This is a genomic window from Kineococcus sp. AC630, from assembly GCF_979255925.1.
Genome location: NZ_CEEDMJ010000015.1, coordinates 69,175 through 91,008 on the forward strand (window position 1 = coordinate 69,175; position 21,834 = coordinate 91,008).

Consider the following 21,834-nt stretch of genomic DNA (forward strand, 5'->3'; position numbering starts at 1 on the left):
GGAACCCCCTACGCGCCGAGGTTCTGCAGGACCGAGCAGGCGCCGCAGGCGGCGCAGCCGGCCATCTGGTCCGACCCGCGCATCCCGGCGGCCTGCAACGCCTCCGCGACCCGGCGCGAGACGTCCGCCAGGACGGCCGGATCGGGTGCGGCGGCCCCGTCCTCGTCCACCGCGAGGGTGCCGGCCAGCGGCCGGAACGGGACGACGAACGGGTAGACCCCGAGCTCGACGAGACGCTGCGCCCCGGCGACGAGTTCGTCCGGGTCCTCACCCAGCCCGACCAGCAGGTAGGTGGAGACCTGGTTGCGCCCGAACACCCGGACCGCCTCGGTCCACGCCGCCCAGTACTCGGCCAGCGGGACGCTCGACTTGCCGGGCATCCACCGACGGCGGACCCCGTCGTCGAGGGACTCGACGTGGATGCCGATCGACGACGCCCCGGCCTCCCTGAGCTCGGTGATCGTGGCGAGGTCGGCGGGGGGTTCGCACTGCACCTGGACCGGCAGTCCCGGAACGGCCTCCACGATCGCCCGGACGCACCGGGCCAGGTGCCGCGCCCCCCGGTCCGGTGCGGTCGAGGTCCCCGTCGTCATGACGACGTGCCTGACCCCGTCGAGGCGGACCGCGGCCTCCGCGACCTCGGCCAGCATCGCCGGGGTCTTGACCGCGATCGTCGCGCCGGAGTTCAAGGACTCCTCGATGGCGCAGAACCGGCAGCGGTTCTCCGGTGCGTAGCGGGAGCACGTCTGCACGACGGTCGTCGCGAGGACGTCCTTCCCGTGCAGCTTCGCGATCTTCTCGTAGTTCGTCCCGTCGGCGGTCTCCAGGTCGTAGAACCGCGGCCGTCGCACGGGCTCGACCTCGATGCCGAGGTCGGTGACCGACCCCATCCGCTCGATGAGCAACCGCCCGTCACGGACGAGGTAGGGGCTGTCGGCGCGCCGGGGGATCGCGGAGGCGAACCCGTCCAGGACCACGTGGCCGTCGTCGCTGGGGCCGGCCCCACCCGTGCGGCGCACGGGCGTGGCCAGCCGGACACCCCGGATCGCGACGTCGGCACGCGTGGCGACCCTGTCCGGGCAGGACATCAGAGGTTGTAGGTCGAGTTGATGATCGCGCCCTTGCGGGCGTAGTGGATGAGGGCGTCCTGCACGTCGAGCGGGTGGCAGGGGATGACGCCCTCGATGAGGTCCTCCTCGCGGTTGCCGTGCAGGGCCAGGCCGAAGCGGCAGCAGTAGACCGTGCCACCCTCGGCGATGAACGTCGCCAGCGAACCGTTGATGTTCTGCTCACCCGGGAAGCCCGAGTCCCCGACGGTCGGGAAACCGCGGGTGTCGATGCAGTTCATCGAGCCGGGACCGTAGAAGTAGATGGCGGAGTCGAAACCCTTCCGCAGCGCGCGGGTGGCCTGCAGGACCGCGACGAAGCTGACCGACGACTCGTGGGCGATGCCGTGTACGAGGGTGAAGTAGGTCTCACCGCCCTCGGCCTGGTAGTCGGGGAACACCTTGGTGGAACCGTAGAGGTTCTCGCCCTTCGCCTTGCTCGGGTGCGGGACCTCGGCCAGCGACTTCGCGATGTTCGCCTTGATCTGCTCGTCGATCGCGGTGCCGGTGGTCGACGTCGTGGTGGTCGTGGTCATGTCTGGCTCCTCAGCCGTAGAGGGTGGAGTAGTTGTCCTGCAAGAACATCCGGACGAGTTCGGAGTTCCCCGAGGCCGCCTGCAGGCGAGCGAGCTCGCCCGCGTGGTCGCCCCACGGTTCGTCGCTGGCGAAGAGGACGCGGTCCGCGCCGACCCCTCGCCGTTCGATCTCCTGCGCGAGCCACCGGGGCGCGAAGCCGATGGCCCAGCTGGTGTCGGTGTAGACCTGCTTGCCGGCCTCGATCCAGTCGAAGAACCGGCCACCGATGAGTTTGATGTGGGCGCTCATCCCGCCGCCGAGGTGGACGAGGTGGATGCGGACGTGGTCGCCGTAGCGCTCCACGAGCTTCCCCACCTCGTCGATGTCCGAGGCCGCACCGGGGGAGGTGTGCACGTGCACGACGAGGTTCCGCTCGCGGGCCGTGCCGAAGATCTTCTCGATCTGCGGTTGCGAGGTCGGGTCGTCCACCCCGCCACCGAGCAGGAAGCTCGTCTTGAGCGCGACCACCCCACGTTCCCCGGCCAGGGCCAGGGCGGCGTCGGTGAGTTCGGCGTCCTGGGCGCGGGGCGAGGTCCACAGCCCGCAGAGGAACCGGTCGTCCTTCGCCGCGGTCTCGAGGACCAGGTCGTTCAGGGCGAAGGACGCCGCCGCGACCGGGACGCCGTAGTTCGGCAGGAGGAGGGCCCGGGCCGTGCCCTCACGGTCGAGGTCGGCGAGCAGGTCCGCGATCTGGTCGCGGGCCGTGGTGTCGGGGTTGACCGGCGGGCCCCCGTAGAAGGGGTACGCCGGCAACCGTCCGAGGTGACGGTGCGCGTCGTACGTCGTGGTGCTCGGGGTGTTCGGCACGGGACATAGTTCACGCCCTAACTGTTTCGTGCTGGTTACACCTGGAACACGTTCAGGTTTCGTACACGTCGCTGCGCCGCTCGTCCAGGTGGTGCAGCGTGCGCCGCGCCCGGGCGACCTCGGCCTCGACGTCGACCTCGACCGCGGCCAGGCCGCCCTTGGACCCCGTCCGGGCCAGGACGTCGCCCCCGGGGCCGACGACCTTGGCCTGACCGAGGAAGCGGAGCGAGCCGTGCATGCCGGTCTGGTTCGAGGAGATCCAGACGACCTGGTTCTCCGCCGCCCGGGCGCAGTCGTAGAGGTCGAAGAGGCGCGACTGGCGGTCCTGGGGGAGCCGTGAGGCGCGGTCGGTCACGCTCGCCGGCCAGGCGGACAGGCAGGCGATGGCCTGCGCGCCCTGCAGGGCCAGGGTGCGCGCGGCCTCGGGGAAGGTCTTGTCGAAGTCGATGAGCATCCCCAGCCGGCCGACGGGGGTGTCGAACGCGGCCAGCCGGTCACCCGCCGCGTACAGCTCCGCCTCGCCGGGCGGCAGGTGGACCTTGCGGTGGCGGCCCAGCACCCCGTCCCCGCTGAGGCAGACCGCCGCCGGGTGCTGCACGGGGGTGCCGTGGACCTCCTCGACCTCGGTGTAGCCGAGGCACACCGTCAACGGTCCGCACGCCTGCCGCAGGACCTCGAACACGGGGTCGTCCGCGGCCAGGGCCGGGGGGACCTGCGCGGAGTCGATGTCCACGAGGTCCGGCAGGTAGCCGCCCAGGGTGCCGTGCGGCAGCACCAGCAGGTCGGTCCGGGACGCCCGCGCCTCGGCGACGATCCCCAGCGCCTTCGCGAGACCGCGCTCGAGGTCGGGGCCGAAGTTGGCGGCCACCGCCGCGACGCGGACGGGGTGGGACACGTCAGGAGCCCCGCCTCAGTCGAACGCGGCGACGTGCTCGCCCAGCAACGACAACGCGAGCTCGCAGAACATCGAGTCGGCCCAGGAGAACCACTCCCGCGTCCACTGCGAGGGGTCGTCGACGTGGAAGCCCTCGTGCACGTGCAGGGTCCCGTCGTCGGTGTCGGCGATGAGCTGCAGCGTCGCGACGCGGTCGTCGGGGTCGCCGCTCGTCAGGGCCTGCACGGCCAGCGAGATCGGCCAGACGTAGCGGTCGGGGGTGTGCGGGCTGCCGATCCCGGTCGCCGCGGTCCCGCGGTGGAACCACGGGTTCGCCTCGCTCAGGACGAGGGCCCGCGTCGCGACGTAGAGCGGGTCGTCGGCCGCGCACGCGCCCAGCAGGGGCAGCGACAGCAGGCTGGGGGTGTTCGCGTCGTCGGCCAGCAGGACGCCGCCGAGACCGTCGACCTCGTAGGCCCAGACCCGTCCGTGCACCGGGTGCTCCACCACCCCGAACTCCTCGACCCCCGCCCGCAGTTCCGCGGCCAGCGTCTCCGCGTCCGCGGCGAGCGCGGGGTCGTCGAACACCTCGCGGGCGAACGTCACCACGTGGTCGAGGGCTCGGGCCGCGAAGAGGTTCGCCGGGACGTTGTAGCCGTACTCGCACGCGTCGTCGCTGGGCCGGAAACCCGACCAGGTCATGCCCGTGCGGCCGAGCGGAGTGCCCAGGCCGTCGCGGTCGAGGGTCTCGCTGCGCTCGTCGGTGGGGCGCACGAAGCGGTAGGGGGACTTCTCCTCGTGGTCCTGTTCCAGGCGCCACTGGTCGACGATCGCCCGGCAGGCCGCGGCCGCGTCGTGCCCGAGGACGTCGTCGCGCCCGGTCGCCCGGCGCAACCGGTGGGCGAGCAGCACCGGGAAGGCCAGGGAGTCGACCTCGTACTTGCGTTCCCACAACCAGGGGTCGTCGCCGAGGTCACCCGGTTCGTGGCAGGCGCCCGTCGGGCCGTCGTTGAAGGCGTTGGCGTAGGGGTCGTGGACGATCGAGGTGAACTGGGTGCGCAGCACCCCCGCGATGACGTCGGCCAGCGCCGGCGCCCGGTCCAGCAGCAGCAGGTACGCCTGCCACTGCGCCGTCGAGTCCCGCAGCCACATGGCCGGGATGTCGCCCGTCACGACGAAGACGGACCCGTCGGGGCGCAGGGTCGGGGTGCGGTCGACGGTCTCGCGCAGGGCCCGGGCGAACATCGCGCCCACCCGTTCCCCCGCGCGTCGCGAGACCTCTGCGCTGAGGTCGTCGACGAGGCCTTGCGGCAGCAGTTCGCTCACGCGCGCAACCTAGCGCGCGGCCTCCACCCGCCACAGGTTCGCCGCCCCGATGGCCGCGACGGGACGGTCCCCGGGCAGCAGGACGAGCCGGTCGTGCAGGGCGAGCCCGCGCAGGAACGGCGAACCCGCCGCCTGCTGCTGCAACGCGGCGGACACGCTGCGCAGCAACGGGTCCCCGAGGGTAGCGACCCCTCCGGCCAGGACGACGGTGCCCGAGTCGGCGGTCAGGGCCAGGGTGCGCACGGTCAGGGCCACGGCTGCGGCCCACCGGTCGCGGACGCCGACGGCGGCCGGGTCCCCGGCCTCGGCCGCGGCGAACAGGTGGACGGCGGAGCGTCCTTCGTCCCCGTGCGGCCACTCGCGCCGCAGCGCGGCACCGGAGGCGATCGTCTCCAGGCAACCCCGCTGCCCGCAGCCGCAGAGGTGACCGTCCCGGTCCAGCGCCAGGTGGCCGATCTCGCCGGCCGCGCCGCTCGATCCGCGCAGCACCCGACCGTCGACGACGATCGCCGCCGCGAGGCCGGTGCCGAGCGAGACCAGGGTCAGGTCGCCGCCGAGCACGGCGTGCGCGCCGAGGGCGGTCGCCTTGACGTCGTTCTCGACGACCACGGGAACACCACCGACCGCGCGGCTGACCAGGTCGGCCAGCGCCACCCGTTCCGGGCCGAACCCCAGGTTCACCGCACTGCGCACGGTCCCGGCCACCGGGTCCACGAGTCCCGGGATCCCGATCCCCACGCCGGCCACGGGCAGGGGCGAGTCGCCCACCAGGTCCGCCACGAGGGCGGCCACCGTCGACACCACGTCGACGACGCCCCCGGGGGAGGGGCGGCGCGCCGTCGCGAGGACCTCGTCCCCGGGACCGAGCGCCACCCCGTCGATCTTCGTCCCACCGACGTCGAGGCCGACGCGCACGCTCGCCCGCGGGCCCCGGAGCTCGGCTCGCCGGGGCGTGAGCACGGCCACCGGTCAGCTCACCGCACGCAGCAGGGCGTGGCGCAGGGAGGAGAACTCGGCGAGGCTGTCGGCCAGCCCACCCGGACGCGACCGCAGCAGCCAGCAGGCCCGCTGCTCCTCGAGCAGGTCGTCGAGTTCGGGGAGCATGCGCGCCGCCGCGGTCGCCTCGAACGAACCGTCGCTGGCGCGGGCCTGCAGGACGCGGACGGCGAACTCGCTGAGCCGCAGCGCCTGGGTGAGTTCGCGCAGCACGACGTCCCCGTCGGAGGCGGCGGGTTCCGCGGTGCGCAGGTCGAGCAGGCAGTCGGTGAGGATCCGCTGCGCGGCGGTCAGGGCGTCCGCGCTCGGCACGGCCCACGGCGCCAGGTCGTCGGTCTCGCGCAGGGCGAGCACCAGCGGCGAGGCGTTGAGCACCGGGGTGCCGAGGACGTGGCAGACCTTCCCCGCCCGGACGAGGACGTCGCCGGTCACCCCCTGCGGGTCCAGCAGCAGCCTCGTGTCGAGGACCTCGGCGACGTCCAGGTCGCGGTTGCTCTCCAGCGACCACGACACCGCGCCGCCGAACAGCACCGGGCCGAAGGCGACCGACGGCGGGTCCCAGTGCCCGTGGTCACCCCAGGAGGTGTTCAGGTACCCCTGCGCCGAGTTCGCCAGGCCGACCTCGGCGGCGTCGACCATGTTCCCCAGCGCGTTCTCCCACCGGCCGAGAAGCGAGTTCCAGTTGCTGGCGCCCGGGGCCACCCAGAACGGGATGCCCGCGTCGAGCAGCAGCTTGGCGCGGTCGCGGAACCCGTCGCGGAGCTTGGTGACGTCGACCCCGAGGCTGCGCCACTCCTGGACCTGGTCCGGTTGCGCGGCGTCCACGACCTCGGCCAGCAGGCTGGGGGAGTCGTACTGCCAGACGACGGGGATCGCGCCGGCGGGGACCTTGTCCATCAGTTCGGGGTGGTCGCCGAAGACGTCGGCCCAGAACTCCACGGTGTAGCCGCGGTCCAGCCAGGGCTGCATCACCTCGGTGACGTAGTCGAAGTAGACCGTGCCCAGGCCGACCTCCTCGGCCCGCTGGCGGCTCTTGCCCTGGCCGAGCTCCCACGGTTCGTCGGCACCGATGTTGATGCGCTTGGTCCGGAAGTTCGGGGTGACGTCCTCGAGGAGCTCCTGCACGAACGCGGCGTTCTCGGAGGTCGGCTCGACGGTGCTCGGCGGGCGGTGCTGGCCGCGCATCGTGAACCCGTCCTCGTTCTCGGCCCGCTTGAGGTGCTCGGGGACCTTGAGGAACCGTTCCATGTGTCCGAGGGTGTTCTGGTTGCAGACCAGTTCGATGCCCTTCGCGGCGCACAGCGCGTCGAGCCACTGCAGGTCCTCCGCGGTGAGCGGGGAGGCGTCCTGCCAGACGGCCTGCTGGCCCGTGAAGGCGTAGGTGTGCTCGGTGTAGAGCTCGAGGGAGTTGATGCGGGCCAGGTCGAGGACCTCGACCCAACGGGCCAGGGTGCGGCGGGTCGGCACCCGGTCGCGGCTGATGTCGAGCATGAAACCGCGGACGGGGAAGTCCGGGTGGTCGGTGATCGAGTAGCTCGTCGTCGCGAAGTCGCGGTCGGCGCGCAGCTGGTCGAGCGCGGCGAGGCCGTAGCGCAGACCCGCGGCGTCGGAGTGGGTGAGCGTGACCCCCTCCGCGGAGGTCTCCAGCGAGAAACCCTGGGCTGGGACAGAGGCGTCGAGGACGACGCGCACGGGGGCGTCGACGGCCGGGCCGACGCCGGTCTGCACCGACAGGTTCTTCGGGCGGGGGAAGGGGGTGACAGGCACGGGAGGAGCTCCAGGTCGTGGGTGGTTCGGGGAGGGCGGGTGTCAGCCCTTGACGGCGCCGGCGACCATGCCCTTGGTCATGGCGTTCTGGACGAGGATGAAGACGATGAGGACGGGCACGGCGACGAGGGTCGAACCGGCCATCACACCGGCCCAGTCGGTCTCCTGCAGGTTGGAGGAGAACGTCTTCAGCCAGACCGGCAGGGTCAGCCGGTCGCCCGAGGCGAGGATCACGAAGGCGAGGGTGAACTCGTTCCACGCGACGAGGAAGCCGAAGACGCCCGTCGCGACGAGACCGGGCCCGAGCAGCGGGACGGTCACCCGGAAGAACGCGCCGAACCGCGAGCAGCCGTCCATCATGGCCGCCTCCTCGAGTTCGACGGGGACCCCGTCGACGAAACCCTTCAGCATCCACACCGTGAACGGGACGATGAGGCCGACGTAGAGCAGCGACAGGCCCGGCACGGAACCGAGCATGCCCCAGCCGTCGAGCATCCGGTACTGGGAGATGAAGAGCGCCTCGGCCGGGATCATCTGCACGACGAGGACCCCGACGAGGACCGCCCGGCGACCGACGAAGGAGAACCGGCTCAGCGCCACCGAGCCGAGGACGGCGGCCAGCAGGGAGACGGCCACGGCCAGGAACGTCACGGCGGCGCTGAAACCGAGCGACCGCCAGAACAGGGAGTCGTGGAAGATCTGCTGGAACGCGTGGACGCTCGGGTGGATCGGGGCCAGCAGCGGTGGCGTGTCGCGCAGCCGGTCGGCCGGCATCAGCGCCGAGTTGATCATCCAGTAGATCGGGAAGGCCCAGATGAGGGCGAGCACGATCGCCACGACGTTCCACACCGCGCGGTGCTTGTTCTTGGCCGACCGGGTCGTGTCGAACAGTCGGGGGGTTTCCGTGGCCGTTGCCATCAGAGGTCTCCCTGCTTCATGAGGGTCCGCATGTACCGGAAGGTCAGGACGAGGACGAGGAGCAGCATGACGGTCGCCAGGGCCGAGGCGACGCCGTAGTTCCCGCCGCTGATGCCGGTCTCGTAGACGTAGGTGCCGAGCAGGTTCGTGGCCTTGTTGTTGCCTGCGCTGGACTGCAGCACGTTGATCTGGGTGAAGACCTTGAGGTCCCAGATGATCTGCAGCATGAAGAGCAGCAGGACGACCGGCTGGATGATCGGGAGCACCACGGAACGCAGCCGGGTCCAGCCGTTGGCGCCGTCGAGCTGAGCGGCCTCCAAGACCTCCTCGTCGACCTGGTTGAGGGCCGCGTAGGTGGACAGCGTCACCAGCGGCGCCGACGTCCAGATGACCGCGATCGCGGCGATCGCGAAGAAGCTCCACGGGCTGCCCGCGAGCCAGGAGTAGCCGCGGAAGCTCTCCAGGCCCATCGAGGTGAGGATCCAGTTCAGCAACCCGTACCGCGGTTCGACCAGCCACTTGTAGACGGTCAGAGCCGCGAGCGGCGGCATGGCCCAGGCGAGGACCAGGGCGATCTGCAGCACGATGCGCGGGACGACCGAGAGCTGCTGCATCAGGACCGCGAGCGCGATGCCGACCCCCATCGTGAGGACGGCGCAGACCGCGCAGAACGCCACGGAGCGCGCGACCACGGTCCAGAAGTAGGAGTCCGTGAGGATCTGGGTGTAGTTGTCGAGACCCACCCACGCGGGCGGACGGCCGAACTGCTGGGCCAGCCCGAACTCCTGGAAGGACATGATGAACTGCTTGACCATCGGGTAGCCGAGGGAGACGACCACGAGCACGACGGGCAGGACCAGCAGGAGGTACGGGACCACCAGCGAGCTGCGACGACGCCGCGGTCGAGGCCGGCCCCGGCCCGGGGCGGGAACCCCCGGGGCGAGGGTCGGTGCGCTGCTGACGCCGGCGCTGAGCTGATCGGACACCACGGTTCTCCTCCTGCTGGTCCTCGGGGTCTCTTCGGGTCAGCTCTTGTTGAGCGCGTCCGCGATGGTCTTGTCCACGTCGGCGGCGACGGTCTTGACGTCCTCGCCCTTGGCGATGCGCACCCAGAAGTCGCGGGGGACGTTGTTGCCGTCGAGGACGCCCCACTGCGGGGAGTTCGGCGTGAGGACGGAGTTCTCGATGATCTCCTGGGCGATGGAACCGGTCGGGCCGGTCAGCGCGGAGGCGAAGGAGGTGCGGCCGGGGATCCAGCCGCCGACCTTGGCCATGTCGGTCATGAAGTCGTCTCCGTACATCAGCTTCATGAGCGACTTCGACAGGTCGACGTTGTGGTTGTTCGCCGAGATGCCCAGGCTCGAGCCCCCGGAGAACGTCTTGCCGATGCTGCCCGGGGTCAGACCCGGGAGGGCCAGGACGCCGACCTTGTCCGCGTCCCACATGGCCTGGTCGATCTTGGACGAGGCGACGTTCAGGGCGCTGTACATGCCGATCTTGCCGTCGTTGAACAACTGGTAGGCGGCCTGGACGTTCTCGTTGGAGTCGAGGGCGTACTTGGTGGCGTTGAGCATCAGGTCCTGGACCTGGGCCAGGGCGGCCTGCGAGCCGGGGTCGGAGAGCATGCCCTTCCAGGTGTCCCCGTCCTTCTCGGCGTACTGGCCGTCGTGGGTGAACAACCAGCCCTCGTTGGTGTGCGGGTCCGCGCCGGGGAAGTAGATGCCGGAGAAGTCCGGGTTCGCCTCGGGGTTCGCGGTGTTCAGGGCCTTCGCGGCGGCGACGAGTTCGTCGAGGCTGGTCGGGACGGCGATGCCGGCCGCCGCGAACAGGTCCTTGCGGTAGTAGTACACGCGGGCCCCGGCGTACATCGGGGTGGCGTAGAGCTTGCCCTCCCACGAACCCGCGTCGATGAAGCTCTGGATGAGGTCGCTGCCGCCGAGCTCGTCCTCCATGTCGGAGATGTCGAGCAGGGCGCCGACCGAGGAGAACAGCGCGACCTGGGTGTTGCCGAACTCGACGACGTCGGGGCTCTCGTCCTTGCTGGCGAGGCTGGTCTGCAGCTTGGAGACGATGCCGTCCCACTGCTGGACCTGGATGTTCAGGGTGGCGCCGGCGTTCTCGGCCTCGAACGCCTTCTTCAGCGCGGCCTGCGTCTCGTCGGGGACGGAGTCCTGCATGAACCAGACGGTGAGGGACTTGCTGTCCCCACCACCGCCGGAGGTGCCGGAGGAGGAGCTGTCGCCGCCGCAGGCGGCGAGGCCGCCGAGGAGGGCGGCGCCGGAGGCGCTGGCGAGCAGGGATCGCCGGGTGAGGTTCATGGGGCGGCAACCTTTCGAGGTCCGGAGCGACGGTGCAGGACGGTGCTGGTGGTCGAGCAGGTGTGCTGGACGGGCGGCGAGCGTTCGACTCTGCGTTGAGTCTCGACACCCCGGCGTTCGCATGACAAGTGTTAGGACACCTGCTTAACAAGAATGTAACCCTCCCTGCCCATCTCGTGAAGGGGACTTGCCGGGAGATTCGTAGGTAGGGGAAACTAATCGGGTGACCCTCCCCGCGGTGCCCGTCCCGACGCCGCACCCGACGCCGCACCCGACGCGGTGGCGCGCCTCCACACGGGGCCTGCGGCCCAGCGCGAAGGTCCTGCCCTCGCACGCCCGCGCGCACAACCGCTCCGTCGTGCTGGGGCTCCTCTTCCACGAGGGGCCGGTGTCGCGCGCCGACCTGGCCCGGGCCACCGGCCTCACCCGGGTGACGGTCTCGGAGATCGTGGCGGACTTGCTGACCGACGGGCTCGTCGCCGAGCTGGGTCTGCGGCCGGAGGGACGCGTCGGCAAGCCCGCCATGATGGTGGGGCTGCGCTCGGCGGAGCACCACGTCGTCGCCGTCGACCTGCAGCGGCTGCCTGCCGCCCGCATCGCCGTCCTGGACCTGTCGGGGACGATCGTCAGCGAGAGCACCACCGACTTCACCGGCCTCCGCGGCGAGGATGCCGTCACCGCGCTCGACGGACTGTGTCGCGAGGTGATGGCCGCCGCGGGGCAACGGGTCGTCGGGGTGGGGATCGGGACCCCCGGCATCGTCGACGAGACGGGGGGCGTCGTGGAGTCCTCCCGGTTGGGCTGGACGGGCCTGCCTCTGGCGCAGCGCCTGTCCGCGTCCCTCGGGGTGGGCGTCCACGTCGCCAACGACGCGGACACCGCGGCCCTCGCCGAGTTCACCTACGGCGAAGCGTCCTCGTCCGGGTTCATGACGGTCGTCGTCGGTCAGGGCGTCGGGGCGGGACTCGTCCTCGACGGCCGTCTCGTCCGCGGGCACCGCCTCGCCGCGGGGGAGATCGGCCACCTCACGGTGGACCCGAAGGGCGAGCCCTGCGAGTGCGGCCGGCGGGGCTGCCTCGAGACGATCGTGGCCCCGACCTACCTGGCGCGGATCCTCGAGGGGCGGACCCCGGCCCGGCGGCGGACGGCGTTGCGTGACGCCGGTCGTCGCCTGGGGGCGGTGCTGGCCCCGATCGTCGCCGCCCTCGACCTCGAGGAGGTCATCCTCACCGGACCGGGAGAGCTGCTCGACGGCCCCCTCCTCGAGGCGGCCCGCGAGACCGTGGACGCCACGTGCCTCCCCTCCGACGCCGGAGCGCCGCAGGTGCGGATGGCGGAGCTCGGCGCCAACGGCGTGCTGCAGGGCGCCGCCGCCCTCGTCCTCTTCGGGGAGTTCGGCTTCAGCTGAGAGGCTGGGGCGGTGAGCGAACCCCTCGAGGCCGTCACCTGGCCGCTGCACACCGAGCGACTCCTGCTGCGCCGCGCCACCGCCGCCGACGAGGACGCGCTGTGGAGCTACCGCCGCCTGGCCGAGGTCAGCCGCTGGGGGTCGTGGCACGCGCAGGACCGCGCGGACTTCCACGCGATCCTGCTCCCGCGGCTGCGTGACCAGCTCGTCGTCGAGCACGAGGGTCGTGTCGTGGGCGATCTCATGGTCAAGGTCGAGGACGCGTGGGCCCAGCGCGAGGTGCGCGACCGTGGCCGGGGTGTGCAGGCGGAACTCGGGTGGGCCCTCGCGCCGGCTGCGACCGGCCAGGGGTTCGCCACCGAGGCGGTGCGGGAGGCGCTCCGGACGTGCTTCTCGGACCTCGGCCTGCGCCGCGTCACGGCCAACGCCTTCGCGGACAACGAGGCCTCGTGCCGGCTCGCCGAGCGGGTTGGGATGCGTCAGGAGTCCTACTGCGTCGGCGAATCCCTGCACCGTGACCTCGGGTGGGTCGACAGCGTCGGGTACGCCCTGCTCGCGAGTGAATGGGTGGGACGCACGTCCGGCCCCGCAGCGTGACCGTTGCGGGTCTGTCGTGTCTCAGAACGGGGGATGGTCGGGCAGGCTCGGCCAGAGTTCGGTGGGTTTTCCGATTCGGGACGCGATCCGGGCTTGCTGGGCTTTCGTGGCTTCGAAGACGTACTGGGTCTTGAAGCGGTGGTGGCCCCGGCAGTACGCGCGGAGGTTGTTCGCGGTGGTCTGACCTTCCGGCCAGGGGATGGCGTGGTCGAGGTCGCAGTTGACGGCGGGGACGTGGCAGCCGGGCGCTTGGCAGTACTCATCGCGTGCGGTGATGAAGCGGCGCATGGCGTCAGTGATGGCGTAGGCCTTCGCGCCCACGTCGATGACGTCTCGGGTGCCGGGGGATTCGATGACTTTCCGCCACATCGCACCGGCGCTGGTGGCGAGTTCTCGGGCGACGTGGGCCGGGACCGGTCCGAGGCCGTCGACGGTGGCTTCGTCGTCGTCGAGGCCAAGGAGGGTGGTGGCGTCGATGCGGACGTGGACCTGGACGGACGTGGCGGGGCGGTGGGTGCGTCCGATCACCGCGGGTGAATCAGCGGTGGCAGGTGTGGTGGGATCCGAGAGGGCGGGGACGGCGCGGTCCAGGGCGTCGGTGAGCATGTCGACGATCACGTCGCGAACGCGCTGCCCGTGGGAGCGGGTGTCGACGATACCGGCCTTCTTGGCCGCGTCGGCGGCCTGGTCGGCGGCGGCGTTGGTGTGCGCCATCAACCGCAACGCGAAGGCGGTGGGGGCGATGAACCCGAGGTGGCTGTGGAGGCCGTCTTCGCAGGGGGTGTGTCCCAGTCCGCGAGGGTCGTCGTTCTTCTCCAGGACGACGGATTCGTAGCCGGGCGTCAGCTCCCTGACCTTCCGGGAGCACTTGATGCCGAGTTTCCGTCCGGTCAGGCCGGCTTGGGCGTGGTGGACGGCGTCGGTGAGGTAGTCCTGCAGGGCCGCGGTGTAGTCCTCTCCTTGGAGGAGCTTCTCGTCCTCCTCGGCGTGGACGGAGGTGACGCGTCCGTCGGGGTCGATCTCTTCGGTGAGGGTGGCGATCCGGGCGCCGAGGCGTTCGGCGTGGTCTTCGATGGTGCGGGCTTGGTAGCGGGTGACACTGCCGTCGGCGACGGCTTGCCAGAGGGTGCGGTGGTCGTGGCCTTTGCGCCAGGCGTTGTGGATGGTGGCGCGGGCGCGGTCGAAGTCCATGCCTTCGTCGCGGGAGTACTCCTCGGCGACGAGGTCGACGGCAGCCTCCCGGCGGTCGACGCCGGTTCCGGTGATGGTGACCCCGCGGTCTTCGAGCTGGTCGAGGTCGGGGTGGGGGGAGTCGTGGACCATGGTGACGGCGTCGGCGACGCCGAGGTAGAAGAGGGCGTGGGCGGCGTCGGCGAAGCGGCGGTACTTGCCGGGGAGGCCGAAGGCGACGCCGGTGGGGGCCTCTTCCGTTCGCTCCGCGAGCGCTGCCGTCATGTCCTGATTCTACCCTGTTCGAGCCTTTCGAACAAGACAAACGCTCTGTGCTGCAACGTTTTCACTGAGTCATGCAGATGCCGCTCTTGATGGATCCGGCGCTCGACCTCCAGACGGCGAACCGCTGTGCGGAGGCGAACAGCACGGGCCCGCGCCGGAGCGTCCCGGCGATTCCTCGCCTACCGCTGGAGCGGCAGGATCGTGGCGAGGGAGTCCAGGGCGCCCAGACGGTCCTCGCCGACGGGGAAGAACGACACCTCGTCCAGTCCGGCGGCCTCGAGTTCCGCGATCCGGGAACGGATGCGTTCGGGCGTTCCGACGAGGGCCAGGTCGTCGACCCACTCGTCCGGCAGGCGGCGGGTGAACTCCTCGGCGTCGGCGCACTCGGCGCGCAGCGCGTGGAGTTCCTCGGCGTAGGCGGAGGGGGCGACGTGGGCGGCGGCGTCGGGAGCGCCGACCCACACCAGCCCCGGACGGACCAGGTCGCGCGCCCGGGCGGGGTCGGCGTGGACCGCGGTGAGTTCGTAGCCGATCAACCGGTGGCCGGGCGCGTCGCCGATCTGGGAACGGGCGGCGCGGGCGTACTCGGGCGTGACGGGTTCGGCGAGCAGGGTCGCGTCGAGGTGCTCACCGGAGATCGCGAGCGACTTCGGTCCGCGCACGCCGGCGGCGACGGCGGGGGGCACGGCCGGCGGTGATTCGAGGCGGACCCCGTCCAGGTGCACGTAGCGGCCGTCGAGGGTGACCGTCTCCCCGTGCAGCAACCGTCGGACGGCGGTGGCGTGCTCGGTGAACGAGGTGAGGGGGCTCGCCCCCCACGCCCCGGCCTGGCGCATCCAGCCGGGGACCCCGTGGCCCAGGCCGAGGGTGAAGCGGCCGGGGAAGAGGTCTGCGAGGGTGGCCGCCTCCATCGCCGTGAACACCGGGTTCCGCGCTGCGGCGGGGGCGATGCCGAGCCCGACGTGGATCCGGCTGGTGATCGCCAACGCGGCCGCGGCCTGGGCGAACCCGCCCCGGAACCCGAGGTCCTCGATCACCCAGAGGGTGTCGAACCCGAGCTCCTCGGCGCGGCGGGCGAAGGGGAGGACGTCGGCGACGGGCAGGTCGCGGGGGAGGGTCACACCGGTGTGCACGTCCCGAACCTACCGGTCGGCGGGTCGGGCCACGGACCGGGCGAAGAACGCCGAGATCGCGACCGTGACGAGCACCACGAGGATCGCGGACCGCAGCCCGGCGTGCTGGCCCACGAACCCCAGCACCGGTGGTCCGACCAGGAACGCGGTGTAGCCCGCCGTCGCGACGGCGCTCACCCGGCGGGCCGCCCCGACCGGATCGTCACCGGCGGCGGACAGTGCGACGGGGAAACCGAGGGCCGCTCCGAGACCCCACAGCAGCACCCCGGGCACGGCCAGGGCGATGCCCGGGGCGAAGGAGACCAGCCCGATCCCGACGACGGCCGAGCACGCGGAGGCCAGCACCACCGGCGTCCGGCCGAACCGGTCGAGGAACCAGCCGCCGCCGAACCGGCCGACCGCCATCGCGCCGCCGAAGGAGGCGAACACCAGCGCTCCCGTCGTGGCGCTCAGACCGAAACCGTCGACGACGATGAGCGGCAGCCAGTCGCCCGCCGACCCCTCGGCCAGCGCCATCCCGAGCACGATCACCCCGATCGCGATCGTGCGGGTCTCCCGCCACACCCCGAGGAAGCTCCGCACCGCGTCCACGAGGGCGAAGGGGCGCGCACCGCGTGGTTCGACGCCGGTGGCGGCGGGGAGCCCCTGCACCAGCCACACCGTCGTCGCGGTGGTCAGCACCGCCATCCCCAGCAGGTGCACGAGCACCGGGAGGTGGCTGGCCGTGGCCAGCAGCCCCAGCAGCGCGCCCACGCACAACGCGAGGCTGTAGCTGCCGTGCAGGCTCGGGACCACGGTGCGCCCGACGGCGGCCTCCAGGGTGATCCCCTCCACGTTCAGCGCGATCTCCCCGGACCCCATCCCGAAGCCGATGGCCGCGAGTCCCAGCGCCACCAGCCAACCGAAGCCCACCGTGGCCCCGACGGCGACGACGGCCGTCCCGCAGGAGAGCGTGAGCAGTCCGGTGCGGACGACCGCGCGAGCGCCCGACCGCGCGACGTAGCCGCCACCGATCGCGATCCCGACCATCGAGCCGACGGACATGCCGGCGATGACGACACCCATCTGAGCCGTGCTGGCGTGCACGAGGTCGCGGATCGCGGGGGTCCGCGACGCCCAGCTCGCCATCGTGAGTCCGCTGCACGCGAAGGCGGCCACGAGCGACGCCCGCCAGCGCGTGGTGCGGAGACCCTGCTGCGTCGCCACGTCAGCGGGCACTGACGACGGTGCCGACGCCGAACGCGGTGAGGACCGCGGCGCTGATCCGGTCCAGCGCTCTCGTGACCCGTGGGCGGCGGATCCAGCCGACCGCGCGGGCGGCGACGTGCGCGAGCACCGTGAGGTAGGTCAGGGCGACGACCGCCTCGAGCGCGCCGAGCAGAAGCGTGCCCCGGACGGTGTTCCCCGCCGGGACGAACTGGGGGACGACGGCGAGGAAGAACAGACCCACCTTGGGGTTGAGCACGCAGGAGACGAGGCCGGAACGCCAGGCCCGGGCCAGTCCCACCCCGTGCTCACCGTCCAGCGCGGGACCGTCGCCCCGCGCGGCCCGGCGACTCCGCACGAACGTGCGGACCCCCAGGTGGACGAGGTAGAGCCCACCCAGCACCTTGACCACCTGGTAGGCCTGCGCCGACCGTTCCAGCAGTGCCGCGAGACCGACCGCGACGGCGGTGGCCCAGACCACCGCCCCCACCGCGGACCCGAGCGCGGTCGCCACGCCCGTGCGGGCACCGTGCAGGCTGTGCCGCAGCACCAGGAACGTGTTCGGCCCGGGGGTCAGTTCGAGGAGCAGGCACAGGGCGCAGAACGCCAGGACGGACTCGAGTGTCACCGGCTCATCCAACACGGCCCGGAGGGGCGTCGGCCACCACGCCCGGAGGGGCGACGCGGTGATCGGGGTTCGGTGCGGCGAACTCCCGAGGGTGGCCGTCCTCGGGCGCGGTCGCCGGGACACCGGCCGCGAGAGTTCCTCCAACCGCGAAAACCGTTCGGCTGCAGGCTGTTCCGTTCCGTTGTGCGATGCTGGCGCCGTGTCCTTCCCGACGTTGCTGCTCATCGCCCTGGGTGTCTCGGCCGACGCCTTCGCCGTCGCCCTGGGCAAGGGGTTGCACCTGCGCAGGCTCACCCGGCGGGACGCGGTCTCGATCGCGCTGGCCTTCGGGACCTTCCAGGCGCTGATGCCGGTCGTCGGGTACCTGCTGGCGCGCGGCTTCCGCGGTTACATCACCGCGTGGGACCACTGGATCGCCTTCGGTCTGCTGAGCCTGATCGGCGGCAAGATGCTGTGGGAGGCCATCACCTCCGGCGCCGACGACGAGGCGGACGCGGAGGGGATCGAGCTGCGCGAGCTCCTCGTCCTCTCGGTGGCGACGAGCATCGACGCCCTGGCCGTCGGCATCAGCTTCGCGTTCCTGGACGTCTCGATCGTCCCCGCCTCGATCCTCATCGGGGTCGTCACCGCGGCGATCTCGCTGCTGGGTGTGCGCATCGGTCACCGGGCCGGGGTGAGGTTCCGCAGGCCCGCCGAGATCGCCGGCGGCCTCGTCCTCGTCGTGATCGGGGTGCGGGTCCTGCTGGACCACCTCGGCGTCCTCTGAACGGGGTGGCTGCGCGTTCAACGAGCGTTCCCCGGAGTCCGCTCCTACGGTCGAGGAGCACCAGGGGAACCGCGGAGGACTCGAGACCCGGTGGACTCCCTGGTGCCCCAACACGCAGCACCGCACCACCACCCAGGAGGTTCCAGTGAAGGCACTCGTCTACAACGGCGCGTTCGACGTCTCGGTCCAGGACGTCCCCGACGCCCGGATCGAAGCACCCACCGACGCCGTCGTCCGCATCACCTCGACGAACATCTGCGGTTCCGACCTGCACATGTACGAGGGACGCACGGACATGGAGACCGGGCGGGTGCTCGGTCACGAGAACATGGGGATCGTCGAGGCCGTCGGCGCCGGCGTCGACCGGATCAAGGTCGGGGACCGGGTCAGCCTGCCGTTCAACATCGGCTGCGGCACGTGCGAGACCTGCGTCGCGGGCAAGACCGGGTTCTGCCTGCGCGCCAACCAGGCCGGTACCGCCGGTGCCGCGTTCGGGTTCGCGGCGATGGGGGAGTACGCCGGGGGGCAGGCGGAACTCCTGCGGGTCCCGTGGGCCGACTTCAACGCCCTCGTCCTGCCGGCCGGGACGGAGAAGGAACTCGACTACACGATGCTGTCGGACATCTTCCCGACCGGGTGGCACGGGGTGCAGCTGTCGGGCTTCCAGCCCGGCGACTCCGTCGTGGTCTGGGGTGCGGGCCCCGTCGGGCTGATGGCGGCTTACAGCGCGCGGATCGCCGGTGCGGCGGAGGTCTTCGTCGTCGACGCCAAGCCCGACCGGTTGAAGCTCGTGGAGAAGGCCGGCGCCACCCCGATCGACTACTCCGCCGGTGACCCCGTCCAGCAGATCATGGACGCCACCGGGGGCCGGGGGACCGACCGCGGGGTCGACGCCATCGGCTACCAGGCCCACGACACGAGCGGGGAGGAGGACGCGTCGATGGTCCTCAACCAGCTCGTCCAGGTCGTGAAGGCGACCGGCGGCATCGGCGTGGTGGGCATCTACCTGCCGCAGGACCCGGGCGCGAAGGACGAACTGTCCCGGCAGGGGAAGATCGCCTTCGACTACGGGACGTTCTGGTTCAAGGGTCAGACGATGGGCACCGGTCAGTGCAACGTCAAGGCCTACAACGTGAAGCTGCGCAACCTCATCACGGCCGGTGTCGCGAACCCGGGGTTCATCGTGAGCCACGAGCTCGACCTCACCGCCGCGGCGGAGGGGTACCAGAAGTTCGACCAGCGCGAGCAGGGCTGGACGAAGGTCGTCCTGCACCCGTCCGGCGTGTGAGCTGACTCAGACCGGGCGGCGGGCCAGCAGGTCCGTCACCCGGTGGCCGAGGCGCAGGCCGCGGGCCTCGAACCCGGTGATCGGACGCCAGTCCGGACGCGTGTCGATGCCCGCGGTCTCCACGACCAGACCCGGTTCCGCGGAGAGCACGGCGAGCATCTGCTCGGCGTAGGGCTCCCAGTCGGTCGCGCAGTGCAGGAGACCGCCGGGGGCCAGGCGGTCCGCGACCAGGGCCGCGAAGTCCGGGCCGACCAGTCGACGCTTGTGGTGCCTGGGCTTGGGCCAGGGGTCGGGGAAGTAGACCCGGACGCCGGCGAGGCTGCCGGAGGGGATGCGCTGGTGCAGGAACTGGCGGCCGTCGGCCTCCAGCACCCGCACGTTGTCCAGGCCGCGCTCGTCGAGCCCCAGCAGCAGACCGGCCACCCCCGGGGTGTGCACGTCGGAGGCGATGACGCCGGTCCCCGGGTCCGCCTCGGCCATCGCCAGCGTGCTGGCCCCCATCCCGAACCCGATCTCGAGGACGACGGGAACCTCCGCCCCGAAGAGGGCGGCCAGGTCCAGCGGGCCTTCTCCCTCGGGGACCGCGTAGCGCTCGGTGAGGTTGTCCAGGGCGACCTGGCGGGTGATGCCCATCCGGCCGCGGCGGATCTTGTAGGAGCGCTTCGTGTCGTCCGGGGGACCGGGCGTCGCGAAGGCGTCGGTGGGGGTCGAGGGCACGCCTCCATCATCCGGCATCGGGAGGCCCACCAATACCTTCCACTGGAAAGTTCGACGTGTACCATCGGGCGCGAGCCACCACCGTCCACAGAACGAAGGAGTCCTGAGGTGTCCCGGAAACCCTCCGTCCAGCTGTACTCGGTCCGCGAAGCGGTCCAGTCCGACCTGACCGCCGCCGTCGCCCGTCTGGCCGAGATCGGCTTCGACCAGGTCGAGCCGTACGGCTTCCACGAGCGCACCGCCGACTACGCGGCCGCGTTCAAGGCCGCCGGCGTCAGCGCCCCGTCCGGCCACGCGGCCGTCATCGACTCCGAGACCCCGGAGGCGATCTTCGAGGCCGCCAACGCGCTCGGGATCACCACCGTCATCGACCCGTTCGTCCCGACGCAGCGCTGGCAGAGCGCCGACGACGTGGCGCGCCTCGCGGAACGGGTCAACACCCTCAGCGCCCTGGCCCACGAGTACGTCCTGGACTTCGGCTACCACAACCACCAGTGGGAATTGGAGAACACCGTCGACGGCCGACCGGTGCTGGAACTCTTCGCCGACCAGCTCGAACCCGCCGTCGTGCTCGAGGTCGACACCTTCTGGGCCACCGTCGGCGGCGCCGACACCCCGGCCCTGCTGAAGGCCCTGGGGGACCGCGTGCGGTTCATCCACGTCAAGGACGGCGCCAAGAGCACCGACACCTCGCTGCAGCAGCCCGCGGGCCAGGGTGACGTCGACGTCGCCGCCATCCTCGCCGCGGCTCCGCAGGCGCTGCGGGTCGTGGAGTTCGACGCCTACGCCGGCGACGTCTTCGACGGCATCGCGCAGTCGCTGGCCTGGCTGAAGGAGAACGACCGGTGAGCCGCGTCGGTGTGGGCATCATCGGGGCGGGGAACATCTCCACCCAGTACCTGGAGAACCTCACGAAGTTCCCCGACGTCGAGGTCCGCTTCGTCGCCGACATCGCCCTGGACCGCGCGGCCGCGCAGGCCGAGGCGTTCGGGGTGGCGGCGTCCGGGACGGTCGAGGAACTCCTCGCCCGCGACGACGTCGAGATCGTCGTCAACCTGACGATCCCGGCCGCGCACGCCGAGGTCGGCCGTCAGGTCATCGCCGCCGGCAAGCACGTCTGGAGCGAGAAGCCCCTCGCCCTCGACGCCGAGTCCGGGCTGGCGCTGCTCGCCGACGCCGAGAAGGCCGGCCTGCGGGTCGCCTGCGCGCCGGACACCGTGCTGGGGGCGGGCATCCAGACCGCGCTGCGCGCGATCGCCCGAGGCGACATCGGGCAGCCGCTGTCGGCGACGACGATGTTCCACGTCCCGGGGCCGGAAGCCTGGCACCCGAACCCGGACTTCCTCTTCGCCCACGGCGCGGGTCCGCTCTTCGACATGGGGCCGTACTACGTGACGACCCTGGTGCACGCGTTCGGGTCCGCGAGCCGGGTCCAGGCCGTGTCGTCGCGGTCGGTGGCCACGCGCACCATCGCGACCGGCCCGCGGGCGGGGGAGACGTTCCCCGTCGAGGTCCCGACCCACCACGCCGCGCTCATCGAGTTCGACGGTGGGCAGTCGGCGCAGTCCACGTTCTCCTTCCAGCACGCTCTGCCGCGGATGGGGTTCGTCGAGGTCAACGGGACCGAGGGCACGATCGTGCTGCCCGACCCGAACACCTTCGAGGGTGATTCTACGTTGTGGCGCAACGGTTCCCAGGAACCCGAGACGGTCACCGCAGTGGGTTCGACCTTCGGTCGGGGTTCCGGTGTCCTCGACCTCGCGCGGGCCATCCGCACCGGTGGCACCGAGCGCGCCTCGGGTGCGGTGGCCGCCCACGTCCTCGACGTGCTGCTCGCCGTCCGCGACGCGGCCGCCACCCGCAACGCCGTCGAGATCACCTCGACGGTCGCGCCCGTCGCGCCGCTGGCCGAGGACTGGGACCCCTCGGCGTCGACCCTCTGACGTCG

At 71.6% G+C, this 21,834-nt stretch carries 21 protein-coding genes; 6 read left to right on the forward strand and 15 right to left on the reverse strand.

Features of this window, described 5'->3' with window-relative positions:
- Positions 1-8: 8 nt before the first annotated feature.
- Genes AC0I8G_RS16605 through AC0I8G_RS16650 form a run of 10 tightly spaced genes read right to left on the reverse strand, consistent with a single transcriptional unit; the run spans position 9 to position 10,688 of the window.
- Complete coding sequence (locus AC0I8G_RS16605; RefSeq protein WP_471730913.1) at positions 9-1,088, reverse strand: MSMEG_0568 family radical SAM protein; 1,080 nt, start codon at positions 1,086-1,088, stop codon at positions 9-11.
- Positions 1,088-1,642: an MSMEG_0572/Sll0783 family nitrogen starvation response protein gene (locus tag AC0I8G_RS16610; protein ID WP_471730914.1), complete on the reverse strand. Its 555-nt coding sequence runs from the start codon at positions 1,640-1,642 to the stop codon at positions 1,088-1,090. Before AC0I8G_RS16610 ends, AC0I8G_RS16605 begins: the two co-directional genes overlap by 1 nt.
- A gap of 10 nt (positions 1,643-1,652) precedes the next feature.
- Entirely contained in the window at positions 1,653-2,489 is an 837-nt protein-coding gene (locus AC0I8G_RS16615) for an amidohydrolase family protein (RefSeq protein ID WP_471730915.1), read from the reverse strand.
- Between the two features lie 52 nt (positions 2,490-2,541).
- Complete coding sequence (locus AC0I8G_RS16620; RefSeq protein ID WP_380157855.1) at positions 2,542-3,384, reverse strand: carbon-nitrogen hydrolase family protein; 843 nt, start codon at positions 3,382-3,384, stop codon at positions 2,542-2,544.
- A 15-nt stretch (positions 3,385-3,399) separates the two neighbouring features.
- The gene (locus AC0I8G_RS16625; protein WP_471730916.1) at positions 3,400-4,689 is read right to left on the reverse strand and encodes a glycoside hydrolase family 125 protein; all 1,290 of its coding nucleotides are present in this window, start codon (positions 4,687-4,689) and stop codon (positions 3,400-3,402) included.
- A gap of 9 nt (positions 4,690-4,698) precedes the next feature.
- Positions 4,699-5,655, reverse strand: coding sequence for an ROK family protein (locus AC0I8G_RS16630; protein ID WP_471730917.1), 957 nt, complete (start codon positions 5,653-5,655; stop codon positions 4,699-4,701).
- Between the two features lie 3 nt (positions 5,656-5,658).
- Positions 5,659-7,452, reverse strand: a complete 1,794-nt coding sequence (locus AC0I8G_RS16635; protein ID WP_471730918.1) for a family 20 glycosylhydrolase — start codon at positions 7,450-7,452, stop codon at positions 5,659-5,661.
- 42 nt (positions 7,453-7,494) lie between these two features.
- Positions 7,495-8,370, reverse strand: coding sequence for a carbohydrate ABC transporter permease (locus AC0I8G_RS16640; protein WP_328295065.1), 876 nt, complete (start codon positions 8,368-8,370; stop codon positions 7,495-7,497).
- On the reverse strand, positions 8,370-9,356 hold the full coding sequence (locus AC0I8G_RS16645; RefSeq protein ID WP_471730919.1) for a carbohydrate ABC transporter permease: 987 nt from the start codon (positions 9,354-9,356) through the stop codon (positions 8,370-8,372). The genes AC0I8G_RS16640 and AC0I8G_RS16645 overlap by 1 nt, the downstream gene beginning before the upstream one ends.
- 39 nt (positions 9,357-9,395) lie before the next feature.
- On the reverse strand, positions 9,396-10,688 hold the full coding sequence (locus tag AC0I8G_RS16650) for an extracellular solute-binding protein (RefSeq protein ID WP_471730920.1): 1,293 nt from the start codon (positions 10,686-10,688) through the stop codon (positions 9,396-9,398).
- Between the two features lie 223 nt (positions 10,689-10,911).
- Between AC0I8G_RS16650 and AC0I8G_RS16655 the strand changes: the two genes are divergently transcribed.
- Both AC0I8G_RS16655 and AC0I8G_RS16660 read left to right on the forward strand, forming a co-directional pair.
- Positions 10,912-12,096 carry an ROK family transcriptional regulator gene (locus tag AC0I8G_RS16655; protein WP_471730921.1) on the forward strand — a complete coding sequence of 395 codons (1,185 nt, stop codon included), beginning with the start codon at positions 10,912-10,914 and terminating at the stop codon, positions 12,094-12,096.
- Positions 12,097-12,108: 12 nt separating this feature from the next.
- The gene (locus AC0I8G_RS16660; protein WP_471730922.1) at positions 12,109-12,693 is read left to right on the forward strand and encodes a GNAT family N-acetyltransferase; all 585 of its coding nucleotides are present in this window, start codon (positions 12,109-12,111) and stop codon (positions 12,691-12,693) included.
- A gap of 21 nt (positions 12,694-12,714) precedes the next feature.
- Here AC0I8G_RS16660 and AC0I8G_RS16665 read toward each other — a convergent pair whose 3' ends face one another.
- The 4 genes from AC0I8G_RS16665 to AC0I8G_RS16680 form a co-directional block, all read right to left on the reverse strand.
- Entirely contained in the window at positions 12,715-14,148 is a 1,434-nt protein-coding gene (locus tag AC0I8G_RS16665) for an HNH endonuclease signature motif containing protein (RefSeq protein ID WP_471730923.1), read from the reverse strand.
- A 179-nt stretch (positions 14,149-14,327) separates the two neighbouring features.
- Entirely contained in the window at positions 14,328-15,281 is a 954-nt protein-coding gene (locus AC0I8G_RS16670; protein ID WP_471730924.1) for an LLM class flavin-dependent oxidoreductase, read from the reverse strand.
- A gap of 9 nt (positions 15,282-15,290) precedes the next feature.
- Entirely contained in the window at positions 15,291-16,499 is a 1,209-nt protein-coding gene (locus AC0I8G_RS16675) for an MFS transporter (protein WP_471730925.1), read from the reverse strand.
- Positions 16,489-17,115, reverse strand: a complete 627-nt coding sequence (locus AC0I8G_RS16680) for a LysE family translocator (RefSeq protein WP_471730926.1) — start codon at positions 17,113-17,115, stop codon at positions 16,489-16,491. Before AC0I8G_RS16680 ends, AC0I8G_RS16675 begins: the two co-directional genes overlap by 11 nt.
- Before the next feature lie 199 nt (positions 17,116-17,314).
- On the opposite strand from AC0I8G_RS16680, the gene AC0I8G_RS16685 reads away from it, so the two are divergent.
- Positions 17,315-17,881 carry a manganese efflux pump MntP gene (locus AC0I8G_RS16685; RefSeq protein ID WP_471730927.1) on the forward strand — a complete coding sequence of 189 codons (567 nt, stop codon included), beginning with the start codon at positions 17,315-17,317 and terminating at the stop codon, positions 17,879-17,881.
- A 145-nt stretch (positions 17,882-18,026) separates the two neighbouring features.
- A complete protein-coding gene (locus tag AC0I8G_RS16690; protein ID WP_380261147.1) occupies positions 18,027-19,169 on the forward strand; it encodes a glutathione-independent formaldehyde dehydrogenase in 1,143 nt (380 codons plus the stop codon).
- A 6-nt stretch (positions 19,170-19,175) separates the two neighbouring features.
- On the opposite strand, the gene trmB is transcribed toward AC0I8G_RS16690, so the two are convergent.
- Positions 19,176-19,886: a tRNA (guanosine(46)-N7)-methyltransferase TrmB gene (gene trmB, locus AC0I8G_RS16695; protein ID WP_471730928.1), complete on the reverse strand. Its 711-nt coding sequence runs from the start codon at positions 19,884-19,886 to the stop codon at positions 19,176-19,178.
- A gap of 108 nt (positions 19,887-19,994) precedes the next feature.
- Here trmB and AC0I8G_RS16700 point away from each other — a divergent pair, with 108 nt between their 5' ends.
- Together AC0I8G_RS16700 and AC0I8G_RS16705 are read left to right on the forward strand one after the other, a co-directional pair.
- Complete coding sequence (locus tag AC0I8G_RS16700; protein WP_471730929.1) at positions 19,995-20,735, forward strand: sugar phosphate isomerase/epimerase family protein; 741 nt, start codon at positions 19,995-19,997, stop codon at positions 20,733-20,735.
- Positions 20,732-21,829 (forward strand): Gfo/Idh/MocA family protein, encoded by a 1,098-nt coding sequence (locus AC0I8G_RS16705; RefSeq protein WP_471730930.1) that lies wholly within the window; start codon positions 20,732-20,734, stop codon positions 21,827-21,829. The genes AC0I8G_RS16700 and AC0I8G_RS16705 overlap by 4 nt, the downstream gene beginning before the upstream one ends.
- The last annotated feature ends 5 nt before the right edge of the window (positions 21,830-21,834 follow it).

What these genes read in the sequence shown, in the direction of transcription:
- AC0I8G_RS16605 (WP_471730913.1), bottom strand. Translation starts at nt 1,088, where the DNA reads ATGTCCTGCCCGGACAGGGTCGCCACGCGTGCCGACGTCGCGATCCGG.
- AC0I8G_RS16610 (WP_471730914.1), bottom strand. Translation starts at nt 1,642, where the DNA reads ATGACCACGACCACCACGACGTCGACCACCGGCACCGCGATCGACGAG.
- AC0I8G_RS16665 (WP_471730923.1), bottom strand. Translation starts at nt 14,148, where the DNA reads ATGACGGCAGCGCTCGCGGAGCGAACGGAAGAGGCCCCCACCGGCGTC.
- AC0I8G_RS16640 (WP_328295065.1), bottom strand. Translation starts at nt 8,370, where the DNA reads ATGGCAACGGCCACGGAAACCCCCCGACTGTTCGACACGACCCGGTCG.
- AC0I8G_RS16650 (WP_471730920.1), bottom strand. Translation starts at nt 10,688, where the DNA reads ATGAACCTCACCCGGCGATCCCTGCTCGCCAGCGCCTCCGGCGCCGCC.